This window comes from Thiothrix sp. UBA5583 (genome assembly GCA_002425225.1).
Classification (GTDB): Bacteria; Pseudomonadota; Gammaproteobacteria; order Thiotrichales; family Thiotrichaceae; genus Thiothrix; species Thiothrix moscowensis.
On the sequence record DILV01000030.1, the window covers coordinates 64,105 to 78,877 of the forward strand.

13 protein-coding genes are annotated in these 14,773 nt (G+C 54.7%); 8 read left to right on the forward strand and 5 right to left on the reverse strand.

Annotated elements, in window-relative coordinates:
* Positions 1–7 precede the first annotated feature (7 nt).
* From B2U47_RS12455 to B2U47_RS12470, 4 genes are all read left to right on the forward strand, one after another.
* Positions 8–1,129, forward strand: a complete 1,122-nt coding sequence (locus tag B2U47_RS12455) for an acyltransferase family protein (RefSeq protein WP_296680248.1) — start codon at positions 8–10, stop codon at positions 1,127–1,129.
* Between the two features lie 19 nt (positions 1,130–1,148).
* On the forward strand, positions 1,149–1,958 hold the full coding sequence (locus B2U47_RS12460) for an SGNH hydrolase domain-containing protein (RefSeq protein ID WP_296680251.1): 810 nt from the start codon (positions 1,149–1,151) through the stop codon (positions 1,956–1,958).
* A gap of 113 nt (positions 1,959–2,071) precedes the next feature.
* Positions 2,072–3,004 carry a phosphoribulokinase gene (locus B2U47_RS12465; protein ID WP_296680254.1) on the forward strand — a complete coding sequence of 311 codons (933 nt, stop codon included), beginning with the start codon at positions 2,072–2,074 and terminating at the stop codon, positions 3,002–3,004.
* Complete coding sequence (locus B2U47_RS12470) at positions 3,004–4,182, forward strand: iron-containing alcohol dehydrogenase (protein ID WP_296680257.1); 1,179 nt, start codon at positions 3,004–3,006, stop codon at positions 4,180–4,182. Before B2U47_RS12465 ends, B2U47_RS12470 begins: the two co-directional genes overlap by 1 nt.
* On the opposite strand, the gene B2U47_RS12475 is transcribed toward B2U47_RS12470, so the two are convergent.
* Genes B2U47_RS12475 through trxB form a run of 4 tightly spaced genes read right to left on the reverse strand, consistent with a single transcriptional unit; the run spans position 4,163 to position 7,478 of the window.
* On the reverse strand, positions 4,163–5,065 hold the full coding sequence (locus B2U47_RS12475; protein ID WP_296680258.1) for an NAD(P)-dependent oxidoreductase: 903 nt from the start codon (positions 5,063–5,065) through the stop codon (positions 4,163–4,165). The genes B2U47_RS12470 and B2U47_RS12475 overlap by 20 nt on opposite strands.
* 9 nt (positions 5,066–5,074) lie before the next feature.
* Positions 5,075–5,740, reverse strand: coding sequence for a YceH family protein (locus B2U47_RS12480; RefSeq protein WP_296680261.1), 666 nt, complete (start codon positions 5,738–5,740; stop codon positions 5,075–5,077).
* A gap of 19 nt (positions 5,741–5,759) precedes the next feature.
* Complete coding sequence (aat, locus tag B2U47_RS12485; protein WP_296680264.1) at positions 5,760–6,509, reverse strand: leucyl/phenylalanyl-tRNA--protein transferase; 750 nt, start codon at positions 6,507–6,509, stop codon at positions 5,760–5,762.
* A gap of 3 nt (positions 6,510–6,512) precedes the next feature.
* Positions 6,513–7,478 (reverse strand): thioredoxin-disulfide reductase, encoded by a 966-nt coding sequence (gene trxB, locus B2U47_RS12490; protein WP_296680267.1) that lies wholly within the window; start codon positions 7,476–7,478, stop codon positions 6,513–6,515.
* Positions 7,479–7,582: 104 nt separating this feature from the next.
* On the opposite strand from trxB, the gene B2U47_RS12495 reads away from it, so the two are divergent.
* From B2U47_RS12495 to B2U47_RS12510, 4 genes are read left to right on the forward strand one after another with little or no spacing between them, the layout of a single operon-like run.
* Positions 7,583–10,102, forward strand: coding sequence for a DNA translocase FtsK (locus B2U47_RS12495; protein WP_296680270.1), 2,520 nt, complete (start codon positions 7,583–7,585; stop codon positions 10,100–10,102).
* Positions 10,103–10,121: 19 nt separating this feature from the next.
* Positions 10,122–10,757: an outer membrane lipoprotein chaperone LolA gene (lolA, locus tag B2U47_RS12500; RefSeq protein WP_296680273.1), complete on the forward strand. Its 636-nt coding sequence runs from the start codon at positions 10,122–10,124 to the stop codon at positions 10,755–10,757.
* A 17-nt stretch (positions 10,758–10,774) separates the two neighbouring features.
* On the forward strand, positions 10,775–12,049 hold the full coding sequence (locus B2U47_RS12505) for a replication-associated recombination protein A (protein WP_296680337.1): 1,275 nt from the start codon (positions 10,775–10,777) through the stop codon (positions 12,047–12,049).
* Positions 12,049–12,786 carry a TSUP family transporter gene (locus tag B2U47_RS12510; RefSeq protein ID WP_296680276.1) on the forward strand — a complete coding sequence of 246 codons (738 nt, stop codon included), beginning with the start codon at positions 12,049–12,051 and terminating at the stop codon, positions 12,784–12,786. The genes B2U47_RS12505 and B2U47_RS12510 overlap by 1 nt, the downstream gene beginning before the upstream one ends.
* Here the strand turns inward: B2U47_RS12510 and B2U47_RS12515 are convergent.
* Positions 12,783–14,738, reverse strand: coding sequence for a S41 family peptidase (locus tag B2U47_RS12515; protein WP_296680279.1), 1,956 nt, complete (start codon positions 14,736–14,738; stop codon positions 12,783–12,785). The two genes, B2U47_RS12510 and B2U47_RS12515, sit on opposite strands and share 4 nt — an antisense overlap.
* Between the last annotated feature and the right edge of the window lie 35 nt (positions 14,739–14,773).

The following is a 14,773-nucleotide window of genomic DNA, read 5'->3' on the forward strand; positions in this document are numbered from 1 at the left end:
GAGTGCCGTGATTTACAGAAAGGAAATTGATGGGCTACGCGCCCTTGCTGTATTGCCAGTGATTCTGTTTCATGCCGGGTTTGGCTGGGTTCCGGGCGGTTTCGTGGGGGTGGATGTCTTTTTTGTCATCAGCGGCTACCTGATCACATCCATTATTCTGGATGAACTGGAAGCGGGGCGTTTCACGCTGGTGGGTTTCTACGAACGTCGCGCCCGCCGCATCCTGCCCGCGCTGTTTTTCGTGTTGTTGGTGTGCTTGCCGATGGCTTGGTGGTTGCTGTTGCCTGCGGAACTGATGGATTTTGGTAAAAGTCTGATAGCCGTGGCAGGTTTTGTTTCCAATATCCTGTTTTGGTTGCAAACCGATTATTTTGCCGCCACTGCCGAACAAATCCCGTTGCTGCATACCTGGAGTCTGGCGGTCGAAGAACAGTATTACCTGCTGTTTCCGTTGTTGCTGTTGCTGACTTGGGATTTGGGGAAACGCTGGTTGCTGTGGTTGTTGGTTCTGATTGCCTTGCTCAGTTTTGTCTGGGCGGAATGGCTGTGGCGGCAATCGGTGGAAGCCAATTTCTACCTGTTGCCGAGCCGTGCATGGGAATTGATGTTGGGGGCATTGGCGGCATTTTACCTCCAGAAAAATCGGGTGGAGCAGGGAACGCTGGCGCAAATTGCCAGTCTGTTGGGGTTAGGCTTGCTGTTGGTGGCAATCTTTGGTTTGCATGAGGGTATTCCGTTCCCGAGTCTGTATGCTTTGTTGCCGACCCTAGGGGCTGTGTTGCTGATTATGTTTGCCACACCTGCCACCTGGGTGGGGCAGTGGTTGGGTAAACGTGTATTGGTGGGCATTGGCTTGATTTCTTACAGTGCCTATTTATGGCATCAGCCACTGTTCGTGTTTGCACGGATGCAGGTAACAGAGGAACCTAGCGCGGTTTTCATGGCTGGCTTGATTGTGTTGACGCTGCTATTGGCTTATGCCAGTTGGCGGTGGGTGGAACAACCCTTCCGTGAACGTAGTCGCTTTACCCGCCAGCAGATTTTTGCGATGGCTGCCTTGGGCAGTGTGTTGTTGGTTGTCACAGGTGTGTGGCTGGTGGCAGCAGAAGGTTTGCCGGAGCGGTTTTGACGAAACAGGAGAATTTTTCATGATAAAAGGGTTTGCAATAGTGCTGGGGGGACTGTGGTTGGCAGGTGCTGCCTTGACTGTCTCCGCTGACAATGCGCGTGATGCCTTGTTGAAAGCAGCCGATACTGAAGCTAACGGTGCCTACACCCGCCAGCGTTTTGTGGAAGTGCAGCGCAAGCCGTTTGATACTGCTGATAGTCGCCGCAAGCTGCTGCTGGTCGGGGATAGCCATGCGCAGGATTTTCTCAATAGTGTGGTAGAAAACGGTTATCTGGCAGGCTACCAAATTCGCACCCGACATATCCCCACCCCTTGCCAGATTGTGCTGCCAGCGCAGGCAGAAACCTTTATCGAGCCGAAAGATGCGGCGGTGTGTGCAGAAGCGGATAGCCTTGTCCAGGCCAAAGACCAGCTTGCTATCGCTGATGTGGTGATACTGGCAGCACGCTGGAAGGAATGGTCAGCGAAGTTGTTGCCTGACACTATTAAAGCATTGGAATTGCGCCCGGAGCAGCGTGTGCTGGTGTTGGGGGCAAAGGATTTCGGCAGGCTGTCATTGCGGCATTATCTGAAACTGACGGATGAGGCATTACTGGCACTGCGTAACCAGCCGGATGCTGGTGTTACCCAGGTTAACCAGTTATTGCGTGAGCGCTTGGGAGATGCCGTTTTCATCGACCCGCAGTCATTGTTGTGTGGTACTGAGGGTTGCCGCCTGTTTACCGACGACGTGCAACTCATCACGTATGATGGTGGGCATTTGACACCAGCCGGGGCAAAGTATGTCGGGCAGGTGTTGTTTGCCAACAGCATTCTGGGCAAGTTGTAAGAGGCACATACAAAACGTTAGCCAGATAGCGCAAAAGAGGTATTGCCCTCGTTCCTGCCCACTTGATGGTTTATGCTAACGGCTTCAGAGATTGACAGGAGAGAGGGTGCAGAATGTCGGCAGAACATCCTATTGTGGCTATCATAGGTGCTTCCGGGGCGGGTTCAAATGCAGCCATCCAGGCACTGGAGCGTATTTTCTACCGTGAACGGATTAAGGCTGCCTATATTGACGGTAGTGCATTTCATCTTTATGACCGCAAAACCATGCGGGAAAAGGTGCGTCAGGCGCAGGAAAACGGGCGGGTTCTGAGCCATTTCAGCCCGGAAGGCAACTGCTTGGACAAGCTGGAATCGCTGTTTGCCCATTATGCAGCTACAGGCACGGGTGAGTACCGCCATTACCTGCATACCAGCGAGCAAGCGGAATGTTATCAGCAGGAACCTGGCACTTTTACTCCGTGGGCGCAGATGGATCCTGATACTGACTTGCTGTTGTACCGGGGCTTGCATGGTGCAGCGGTCATTGATGACATCAATATTGCCCAGTATCCCGACCTAAGCATCGGCATGGCTCCCAATGCCAATCTGGAGTGGATGCGCAAAATCCAACGTGATTCCAGTATACGGGGCTATAGCCGTGAGGAAGTGCGGGAATCCATCCTGGAGCGTTTGCACGATTATGTGCATTACATCACCCCGCAGTTCTCGCGTACCCATATCAACTTCCAGATGATTCCGGTGGTGGATACTGCTGACCCGTTTGGTGGCGAAGAAGTGCCAACCGTGCAGGAATGTTATCTGGTAATGCGTTTTGCCAAGCAATTCATTCCTGATTTCAAGCCATTACTGGCTGATATTCCTGGTGCTTTCATGTCGCGCCGCAATACCTTGGTTGCCCCAGGCAGCAAGATGGGGATGGCGATTGAAATGATCCTGATGCCGATCATTCATGACCTGATTGCCAACAGTCGTGCAATCCGTGGCATTACCGATGTATCGGCAGACCGGGGTGCTGGCTTGTCAGGGTTGGTAGGGCAAGACTGATGCTGGGCGGGTTCGCCATTGCTCGCCTGCCTCGGATCGAATTCGGCGCAGGCAGTATTCGGCAGTTGCCTGTCATTGCCGCCCGCTATGGCAAGCGCCTGCTGATTGTGACGGGCGCTGCTTCTTTTACGCAGTCTGACGCTGGAAAAAACCTGTTGCACGCATTACAGGTCGCAGGTTTTCACTGGGAAATCCGTCGGGTTACGACAGAGCCTTCCCCGCAATGGGTGGATGCTACTGTGGCAGAGTTGCAGGGCGTTCCGTTTGATCTGGTAATTGGTATTGGCGGCGGTAGCCCGCTGGATGCTGCCAAGGCTGTTGCCGGTTTGCTCAAACCCGGCAACTCGGTGCTGGATCATCTGGAAAGCGTAGGGCCGGAACTGCCATATCAAGGGCCAACGACCCCTTTCATTGCCGTGCCGACTACCGCAGGAACCGGCTCGGAAGCCACCAAAAATGCGGTGCTGTCAGTTTCCGGGCAATTCAAAAAATCCTTTCGTGATGAACAACTGATGGCGGAATACGCCATCGTTGACCCCGAGTTGCTGTCTACCTGCCCAGCAGCACAGATTGCTGCCAATGGCATGGATACTTTCACCCAGTTGATGGAATCTTACGTGTCGACCCGCGCCAATCCGCTGACTGATGCACTGGCCTTGTCAGGGATGGAAGCGGTGCGTGATGGCCTGCTGGCATTGTATGAAAATCCGCAGGATGCGGCGGCACAAGCACATATGGCATACGCTTCCTTGCTTTCCGGCATGTGTCTGGCGCAAACCGGCTTGGGGTCGGTGCATGGCATTGTGGCTCCGCTGGGGGCGTTTCACCCGATTGGGCACGGGGTTGGCTGCGGGATGCTGGTTACGGAAGCTACCCGTATGAATATCGACTTACTGGAAGCCCAGCAGCCTGATAATCCAGTGCTGGAAAAATACGCCACTATCGGCAAACTGTTCCGGGGGCGCAAGCATGTTGACCCAATAGAAGCACGGGTATTCGTGGTGTATACCCTGCAAAGCTGGAGCCGCAAGCTCAACTTGCCGCGCTTGCTGGATTTCGGCGTAACCGAGGCGGACATCCCCCGGCTGGTCGCCCATTCACGGGGTTCCAGCATGAAGACCAATCCGGTGGTGCTGACGGATGAGCAGATAGCCGCAATTATTCGGGCAAGTTTGTAGGGCAAGTCTGCTGTTGCACAATTTTCGCCAGTGCTGACGAATCGAGGTTGCCATGACCCTGATCGACCAGTGCCTGCATGTAGTCGGCAGCACGTTCGGTAGCAGGTAGGCTGATGCCGAGGGCTGCCAGCGTATCCGTGACGATGTGCATGTCCTTGTTGTGCAGTTTTGCCATGAAACCAGGCTGATAGTTTTCACCCAGAATACGTTGCCCGTGCAACTCCAGCACGCGGGAATAAGCGAAACCACCCAGTAGTGCTGCGCGGACTTTTGTCGGGTCGACTCCGGCGGCTTTGGCTAGCTCAAATGCTTCGGTGACGGCAATCACCGTTTGGGCTGCGATCAACTGGTTGCAGGCTTTAGCCAGTTGTCCGGCTCCGTGAGCGCCAATGTGGGTGATGGTTGTACCTACTGCTGCGAGGACTGATCGGGCGTCTTCCAGATCGTCCGCATTGCCACCCACCATGATGGTGAGGGTTCCGGCAATGGCGCCTACATCACCACCAGAGACGGGTGCATCCAGGAAACGGATACCTTTTTCCGCCAGTTGTGCTGCGATTACGCGGGTTGTGACCGGGGAAATCGTGCTCATGTCGATAACCAGCGTGCCGGGTTTTGCACCCTCGCTGACGCCATCCTTGCCCAGCAACACAGCTTCCACATCCGGTGTGTCAGATACCATCGAAATTACGATGTCGGCGTTGGCTGCGAGTGCTGCTGGAGTGGGGTAGAAGACTGCGCCCAACTCGGTGAGTTCCTGCGTGGATTCGGGGCGACGGGCGTAAACGACGAGAGGGAAACCGGCTTTCAACAGGTTTTTGCACATGGGTTTGCCCATGATGCCGGGGCCAATCCAGCCGATGACGGGTTGGGTGGTTTGCATGGTTGTTCCTTAATCCTGATTTGAGTTGCTGTATTGTTGTTCCAGTGCTGCTAGCCGGTTTTCCAGTTCGGTTATGCGTGCTGCCAGTTCTTCGCAGCAATAGCTTCTGGGCGTGGTGCTGCTGTTGCCGGTGGGTGTTGCGGCATCTTCCTGTAAATCCTCCGCTGTTTCTGTGCCTAGGGTATGGTAGTAACGGTCTTCCCGGCGTCCACCACCCGCAGGCAGGCGCATGACCAGCGGCTGTGCATCGGTCAGCCAGCTTTCCAGAATATCGCGGATTTCATCAACGCTGGCAAAGTCTGCCATGCGTTCGGTGCGGGTTTTGATTTCGTTGAGGGTTTGTGGGTGGCGCAGCATCAGAACACACAGGATGGCTTGCTGTTTCTGGTTGAGTTTGAGGCGACGGCTGACTTTGTGTTCTACCCGCTGAGCGCGTTCGGTGTTTTGGATGATGGCCCAGCCGGATTCCACCAGATTTTTGGCGATGTGGCCGACTTTGCCCTCGGTCAGGTTCATCACGGGCTCGCGGCTGCTTTTCTGGTTGCAGGCCAGCATCAGCGAGTTGAAGGTCAACGGGTAGTTGTTGGGGGTAGTCAGGTGCTTTTCCATCAGGCTACCGAGAATGCGGATTTCTTCGGCGCTGAAGGGTGGTTTGTCGGTTTCTTCGGTTTGCATGTGGATAGCCTTGTTTGGATTATGTGTCTGGATCGGGATTCCAATGTGACAGGTCGATATGACTGTCTGCTTGCCACGCGCGGGGTGGTGCGACGTGCTGGTTGGCTTTCAGTATGTTCAGGTATTGCTGGCGGGGAATATTTTCCGCCCCCATGCTCAGCAGGTGCGGATTTTCAATCTGGCAGTCGATCAGGGCAAAGCCCCACTTCTGCATGTGGTAAGCCAGTGCCACCAGCGCAATCTTGGAGGTATCGGCTTCCCGGCTGAACATGGATTCGCCGCTGAAAACGCCACCTGTTGCAACGCCATACAAACCGCCGACCAGCTCACCTTGTGGGTTCCAGACTTCCACGGAATGTGCCAGATCAGCCGCGTGCAGACGGCAGTAGGCTGTGTGCATTTCATGGGTAATCCACGTACCGCTGGTGTAGCTGCGTGGGGCGGCACAAGCATCCACCACATCAGCAAAACAGGTGTCAAAGGTGATACGGTAGCCCTTGTTGCGCAGGGATTTGCGCAGGCTACGGGTCATCCTGATCTTGTGGGGAAACAGTACCGCACGCGGGTCTGGCGACCACCAGTAAATGGGTTCGCGTGGCCCAAACCAGGGGAATATTCCCAAGCGGTAAGCATTCAGCAGACGCGGAATACTCAAATCTCCGCCGACTGCCAGCAAACCGTTGGGTTCTTCCCAGGCAAGCTCAACTGGCGGGAAGGGTTCTTCCTGCCAGTTGGCATTGAGCAAGGTGAGACTGAAGGGGTGCGCCAAAAATTACGCGCCCTGTTTTGCCAGTTGGTCGAGATATTTTTCGGCATCCAGTGCTGCCATGCAGCCGGTTCCGGCAGAGGTAATGGCCTGACGGTAAACGTGATCCATGACATCACCTGCCGCAAAGACGCCCTCCACGCTGGTTTGGGTCGCGTTGCCGCGAGTACCGCTTTGCACTTTGAGGTAGCCACCTTCCATATCCAGTTGGCCTGCGAAGATGTCAGTATTCGGTTTATGACCAATGGCGATGAAAATGCCCATCAGGTCGAGGTCTTGGGTTTCGCCAGTTTGGGTGTGTTTGACGCGCATTCCGGTAACGCCGGATTTGTCGCCCAGCACTTCGTCCAGGTTATGGTTCCACAGGATTTTTACTTTGCCTTCTTTTTCCTTCTCGAACAGGTGGTTTTGCAAGATCTTTTCGGCACGCAGGCTGTCACGGCGGTGTACCAGCACCACTTCGGAGGCGATATTGGCGAGATACAGGGCTTCTTCGACGGCGGTATTGCCACCGCCAATCACGGCAACTTTCTGGTTTCGGTAGAAGAAACCGTCACAGGTCGCACAGGCGGAAACCCCCTTGCCTTGGAATTTTTCTTCGGATTCCAGCCCCAGATACATGGCTGATGCGCCGGTGGCTATAATCAGGGCGTCACAGGTGTACACACCGCTGTCACCGGTCAGGGTAAATGGGCGGTTTTGCACATCGACAGTATGAATATGGTCGAAAATGATTTCAGTATCGAAACGTTCCGCGTGCTTTTGCATCCGCTCCATCAGGTTTGGCCCCATCACTCCGTCGGTATCTCCTGGCCAGTTGTCGACTTCTGTGGTGGTCATGAGTTGCCCGCCCTGTTGCAGGCCAGTGACGAGTACAGGCTGGAGGTTGGCGCGAGCTGCGTAAACAGCCGCTGTGTAGCCAGCAGGGCCGGAACCGAGAATAAGTAAACGGCAATGTTTCGTTGTGATCATGTATAATTCTCCTGATTATCGGGCGTTGTTAGGACTGCCGCCCATTCTGAATCGGCTAATATTACGGTATAAACGCTACAAACAAAACGAACAGGGATATTGGTTTGGCTAAAGTTATTCTTAATCCGCAGAAGCGCATGGCTTTGCAGCAGGCGTCAGTTATCATTTTTCTGGGTATTGCCGCAGTTATCATGTTGGCCTTGCTGAGTTACGACCCACGGGATCCGGGCGTATTCAGCCAGAACAACAACGCAACCGTCATTCACAACTTGGCACGCAGGCCCGGGGCGATGCTGGCGGATTTCCTGATTGGCTTGTTGGGCTACTTTGCTTATGGTTTGCCTGTGGTGCTGGTGGTGCTGGGGCTGGTGTCGTTCAGGATCGGCCCTTACATGAAAAACCCCAATAATCCGATTGGTGGAGTCAATGATGTGATCAGTGCGGTGGGAGCAGTCATCCTGCTGGTTGCTGGCAGTGGTCTGGCGCATCTGCTGTTCGATGGCAGTGGCCCCTATGGCGGCGGCGGGTTGCTGGGAAGGGCGATTGGCAACACCGTGGCACATTCGTTTCTGGGTTCGTATGGAGCTGTTTTGCTGCTGACTTCCCTGTTTCTTGGCGGGGTTACGCTGGTGACAGATGTTTCTTGGCCTGCACTGGCAGAAAAAGTGGGGGACTGGGTGTTACTCCTGTTTGATAAGGCACAGGACATCAAGGAGCAGAAGGCTGCTGAAGGCACGCCGGATTTGCTGGGTAAGGTTTCTACCGTATTGGGATCCGGCAAGGAATACCTGAAAGCTGGCAAAGGTTCGCTGGACAAGGCATCCCAATGGTTAAACCGTACCCCGTTTGCCAATGATGGGGACAAAACCAAAGGTGATCCATTGCAAGATGGTATCGACCTGTCAGATTTGAATGCACCCGGTGGGCGGCGCGATCCTGAGCTGGGCGTACCCGATTTTGTCGCGGGCAACAACCCGGTTGCTGATCCAGGCAGCAAGCCGAAAAAAACCAGAAGCAAGGATGAAAAAGTCCCGGAAACGGCTGCTATCGAGGATGATTTCTTGCGCAATGTGGTGGACGACTTGCCTCCAGCAGGTAAAGGCGGAATGCTGGTATTGCCACGCCTAACCTTGCTGAATCCACCACCCAGCGAACGTGTTACCCAGCCTAAAGAGCGTCTGAACGAGTTGTCGGTCAAGCTGATTGAAGCCCTGGGGCATTATGGCGTCAAGGATGAATCCAAAGGCTTGCCGAAAGTTGTCAGGACAGAACCAGGACCGGTTATTACCCGCTTTGAACTGGAATTGCCGGAAGGAACCAAGGCATCGAAAATTTCCGGTCTGGCTTCAGATTTGGCACGTAATATGTGTGTGCAAAGTGTACGGGTGGTTGAGGTTATTCCGGGGCGTCCTACCATTGGTATTGAAGTACCGAATGATCGCCGTGATGTGGTCACGATCAGTGAAATGCTGTCTGCCGGTGTCTACAAGAAAAATGCTTCGCCCTTGACGCTGGTGCTGGGCAAGGACATTGCCGGTCAGCCCATCATCGCTGACCTTGCACGGATGCCGCACTTGCTGGTGGCGGGTACAACCGGTTCCGGCAAATCCGTCTTTGTCAACTCGATACTGATGAGCCTGTTGTTCAAGGCCACGCCTGACGAAGTGCGCATGATCATGATCGACCCGAAAATGTTGGAACTGAGCAGTTACGAAGATATTCCACATCTGCTGGCACCTGTCGTGACCGACATGAAGCACGCTGCCAATGCGCTGCGCTGGTGTGTGGCGGAAATGGAGCGCCGTTACCTGTTGATGTCCAAGCTCAAGGTGCGCAATATTTCCGGTTTCAACGAAAAAATCCGTGAAGCGCAGGACAAGGGCGAGGAAATCATGGATCCGCTGTTTGACCCGCTGACCGCAGTCGACGGGCATCCCTTGCCGCTCAAGCCACTGCCTTACATCGTGGTGATTGTGGACGAATTTGCCGACATGATGATGGTAGTTGGCAAGAAGGTTGAGGAGCTGATTGCGCGGCTGGCGCAAAAGGCGCGGGCTTCCGGGATTCACCTGATCCTTGCGACCCAGCGTCCATCCGTGGATGTCATTACCGGCCTGATCAAGGCCAATATTCCTACACGAATTGCCTTCCAGGTTTCCACCAAGATAGACTCGCGCACCATTCTGGATCAGGGAGGGGCTGAGCAGTTGCTCGGTTATGGGGACATGCTATACATGCCACCGGGTACTTCCTTGCCATTGCGGGTACATGGTGCGCTGGTCACAGACCGTGAAGTGGAAGATGTTGCCAACTACCTCAAACTGCAAGGGGAACCGGATTACATTGCTGAGGTCTTAGCGGATACAACGTCTCCATCCGATGCAATACCGGGGCTGGAGCCGCTGGCGGAACGGGAAGGAGAAGCCGACCCACTGTACGATGAGGCAGTGGCTGTCGTGACCGAATCCCGCCGCGCTTCGATCTCTTATCTGCAACGCCGCCTGAAAGTGGGATACAACCGGGCGGCTCGCATGATAGAAGACATGGAAAGTGCAGGTGTGGTCAGCGCAGTATTGAGTAACGGATCCCGTGACGTACTCGCTCCAGGGCCTGTAAGGGACTGACATACAATTTGAGGTTACTATGAAAACAATGTTTGCCAAGGTTCTGTTGACGCTGTGTGCGACTGCACTGATTAGCCCGGTTTGGGCGGAAGGGGGGCGTCAGAAGCTGGATGAGTTTTTTGCGGGTGTGGATACCATGCAATCTGCTTTTACCCAGCAAGTGATTGACGACAAGGGCAAGGTACGCCAGTCATCCAGTGGCAATGTCTATCTGTCCCGCCCCGGCAAGTTCCGTTGGGAATACGCAGCACCTGACAAGCACCAGATTGTGGCGGATGGTAAAAACGTATGGGTCTATGACGTGGAGCTGGATCAGGTGACGGTCAAACCGATGAAGCAGGCACTGTCTGCGGCGCCGGTTGGTTTGCTGACCCAGAAACAAAAGGTTGAACAGCAGTTCAACGTGGAAGACATGGATGCGGATGGCAGCAATCTGGAATGGTTTCGCCTGACCCCGCACAAGAAGGATTCCGACTTTACCAGCATGGATTTGGGCGTGAGTGCCTCTGGGGTGGAAGAAATGATCCTGAACGACAAGTTTGGGCAAATGACTTACATCAAGTTCCAGGGTTTGCGTACCAACGTTGACATTGATACCGGCAACTTCACGTTTACACCACCCAAAGGTGTGGATGTGATTGGCAAGGCGTCTTGATTCCACTTGCGGAACAGATGCGCCCGGCGACTCTGGATGAGTACGCCGGGCAGTTGCACCTGCTTGCACCCGGCAAACCGTTGCGCCGGGCGATTGAAGAATCCCACCCGCACTCCATGCTGTTCTGGGGGCCTCCCGGAACCGGCAAAACCACCTTGGCTCGCCTGATTACGCATTACTGGAATGCTGAATTCATTACCTTGTCAGCCGTATTGGCGGGGGTGAAGGAAATCCGTGCTGCCGTGGATGTTGCCCGGCAGAATCGTGAACAGTTTGGGCGTAATACTGTGCTGTTTGTGGATGAAGTCCACCGTTTCAACAAGGCGCAGCAGGATGCATTTCTGCCACATATTGAAGATGGCACGCTGCTGTTTATCGGTGCAACCACCGAAAACCCTTCGTTTGAATTGAACAATGCGCTGTTGTCACGGGTGCGCACCTATGTGCTGCGCTCGCTGACACAGGCTGACATCCGCCATGTTTTACAACGTGCCTTGCAAGACAGGGTGAAAGGTCTGGGCAATCGGCAGGTGCAGGTCAGTGATGGGGTGCTGGATGCGCTGGCAACAGCCGCAGACGGTGATGCCCGCCGCGCTCTTAACTGGCTGGAAATTGCGGCTGATCTTGCCGAAGAAACCGATGCTGGCTTACAGATTACCGAAGCAACCATCAGGGAAGTGGTGGCGGAATCGTTACGCCGTTTTGACAAGGGTGGCGACCTGTTTTACGAGCAGATTTCAGCCTTGCACAAATCGGTACGGGGCACTGACCCGGACGCAGCCCTGTATTGGCTATGCCGGATGCTGGATGGTGGTTGTGACCCGCTCTATATAGCCCGTCGGGTGGTGCGGATGGCGAGCGAAGACATCGGCAATGCTGACCCGCGTGGTTTGCAGCTTGCCTTGAATGCCTGGGATGCCTACGAACGGCTGGGTAGCCCGGAAGGCGAGCTGATGATCGCTCAGGCGGTGGTGTATCTGGCTTGTGCCCCTAAAAGTAATGCTGTTTACACTGCATACAAGGCTGCACGTGCCGATGCGCAACAGTCCGGTTCGCTGGAAGTCCCCATGCACTTGCGCAATGCTCCCACCAAGCTGATGAAAGCGCTGGATTACGGTAAAGGCTACCGTTACGCACACGATGAGAAGGATGCGTATGCGGTGGGTGAAAATTATTTCCCGGAAGAACTCTTGGGGCGACGTTATTATGAGCCGGTGGATCGGGGGTTGGAGCTAAAAATCCGCGAGAAACTGACCGCACTGCGTAAGCAGCAAACCAGCCAGAGCCAATAATGGAACTGTTGTTAGCCCTGTTTGTGGTGGCGGTGATTGCCGGTTGGGTGGATTCCATCGGTGGCGGCGGTGGTTTGATTTGTATTCCTGCCTTGTTGTGGGCAGGTTTTTCTCCCCTGGAAACGCTGGCAACCAACAAGTTGCAGGCCAGTTTCGGTTCCTCCACCGCCGCAGTGAACTATACCCGGCATGGACTGGTGGATGTGAAAGGGCAAAAGCTGGCTATCGCGTTGACGTTCCTGGGGGCTGTCTGTGGTACTTTGCTGGTGCAGCAGGTGGATTCCAGCCTGTTGGCAACCGCCATTCCAGTATTGTTGATCCTGTTTGCCCTGTATTTCCTGTTTTCATCGACAATCAGTGATACAGACCGACATCAGCTTGTTTCTCCCAAGGTGTTTGCGAGCAGCATTGGTTTTGGGGTTGGCTTTTACGATGGCTTTTTCGGGCCGGGTGCGGGCGCATTCTACACGATGGGTTATGTTGCCTTGCTGGGTTATGGTTTGCCCAAGGCAACCGGCAATACCAAGTTGCTGAATTTCACCAGCAATATTGCGTCTTTACTATTTTTTGCACTCTCCGGGCACATTGTCTGGCTGGCAGGGCTGGTCATGGGGGCAGGGCAGATGATCGGCAGCTACATTGGCTCACATATGGCGGTCAGACACGGCACACGCCTGATCCGCCCGGTATTGGTGACGGTTTCACTGCTGATGTCGCTGAAATTGCTGCTGGCTTAAGCCGCCGGGCAAACCAGTAACACGCTGTGGCTGGCAACCTTGTTACCATTGGCGAACCCTTCGAGGTAGGCGGTTTTGCCGATGGCAGCCTTGAGGATGGTAATAGCGTTATCTCCATCCCGTACATTTTTTGACCCAGCCGGTCGTCCTGCAATATACCAGTCCAGCCGGTCGATATTGTGGGTGGTGACGCGCAGCTTGCAGTGTTTGTCATCCTTGTACAGGGTTGTACTGATGTGGTAAGCCGTTTGTGCAGCCAGCAAGCGGCCTGCATGGTTGATCAGGTCGGTGTTGCCTTCCAGCAGGTCAGTCCGCGTCAGGTAATGGCGTTCATCCGGGCGTACCCCGAAATCTTCCAGCGGCATCCCGGCATTGTCCAGCGCCCGTAACATGCGGCGCACCGACACGCGGAAATCGGCATGGCGCGGCAGTTCTTCCATGCGGATTGTGCCGGAATTGGCAGAGACTTCCGCCGGGGCGGTGAGAATGCGCAACAGCAAGTGTGTCCAGACATTCGCTCCACCTGCACCGGTATTGTCATCCACCCCGAGGATTTTGCCGACAGCGTGATCCTTGAATCCGGCGGCAAACATGTCGGTGGCACTATAACACTGGGCATCCGTAATCAGCACGACCGGCCCGGTATAGACCTGACCTGTGTCGTTGGCTTCTGCATGGCTGGTCAGACTGTGGGCGGTCGAATACTGTGCGCCATTGGCATGTGCCTGATCCAGCGACGGAATCCACGGTGATAGGTCGATGCTGGGCGCAATCGGTGAAGGCGCATTGTGTTTGCACAATTCACGGCTGAAAGCATTGGCACGAAACTGGGCTTTTTCCGGTTCAATCTGCCGGGGTGTCAGCAATTGCAACAGCCGTTCTGCCATACTGATCAGCCCGCCGGAGTTGCCGCGCACGTCCAGGATCAGGCCATTTTGTGGCAGTTCGCGCAGCAGGCGGATGATTTCCTGCATGAAAACTTCGGCATCCGGTGCAACAAAGCTGAAAATGCGGATATAGGCAAATTCGCCATCCGGTGTTTGTACGGATTTGGCGCGAATGATGGACGCTGGCTGGTTGGCATTCGCCGCATACAATAGTTTGCGGTAATGGTTAACCTGTTCGGTTTGCAGGTGGCAACCCATTTGCGCCAGACGTGGCAACAGATGGGCAAGGTCAGCATCTGCGCAGGATTCTGCCAGCAAACCCATTTCACCACTACTGCCAGCCGGGGGCAGGGCAAATGTCATCCACTCGAATTCAATGGTACTGTGGTCGGCATGATCGCTGAGGTAGGTCAGGCGTACCAGTACTTCATTGGGTGGCAGGCTGGTCGCCAGCGGGCGGATGGTCAGGGAACCCAGCCCCACGGAATAGCGGGCGGCATGGTTGCTGCCAGCTTCACGTTCACCATTGATGCGGATGGCTTCCTGAATCGGCAAGCCATTCCACAGGGTGACTTCTACCCCCGGTTTGAAACTGGTATGACTGAAATCACCCAGCAGCTTGCTGACAATGTAATGAGGTTGCCGCTGTTCGTCGAAATACTCTTCCAGCAGGAAGGGTAGGAATGCGGTTATGCCCCGGTAAGGCAGGGGCAGAATGTAGTTGGTATGCAGGTCATGCACGCTGTTGAAAATACCAAGTAGTTCCCGGTGGAAGGCCAGTTCACTGGTAACAATTTCATCTTGCGGGTTTTCCAGACGGTATTGCAGTAACGTCAGGTGCTGGATCGGGTCGGTGCCATACAGGGAGCGTTTCAGGTGCAAATGCACATAAACCTGTTCCAGCAATAGACGGGCTTGCCCCAGCAACAAACGTTTTTCCGCCAAGGTCAGCCCGGTATCCACCGGCAGGTTGCCGCGCAGGGGAATCATGCGTGGTTGGGCAGCTTCCGTATCCAGCGACGTGTCGTCTGGCAACGGGATGTCGAGTTCGGCTGCATTCGGCATGAAGTTTCCCCTTTGCTATGTGGTTGTGGGGAATA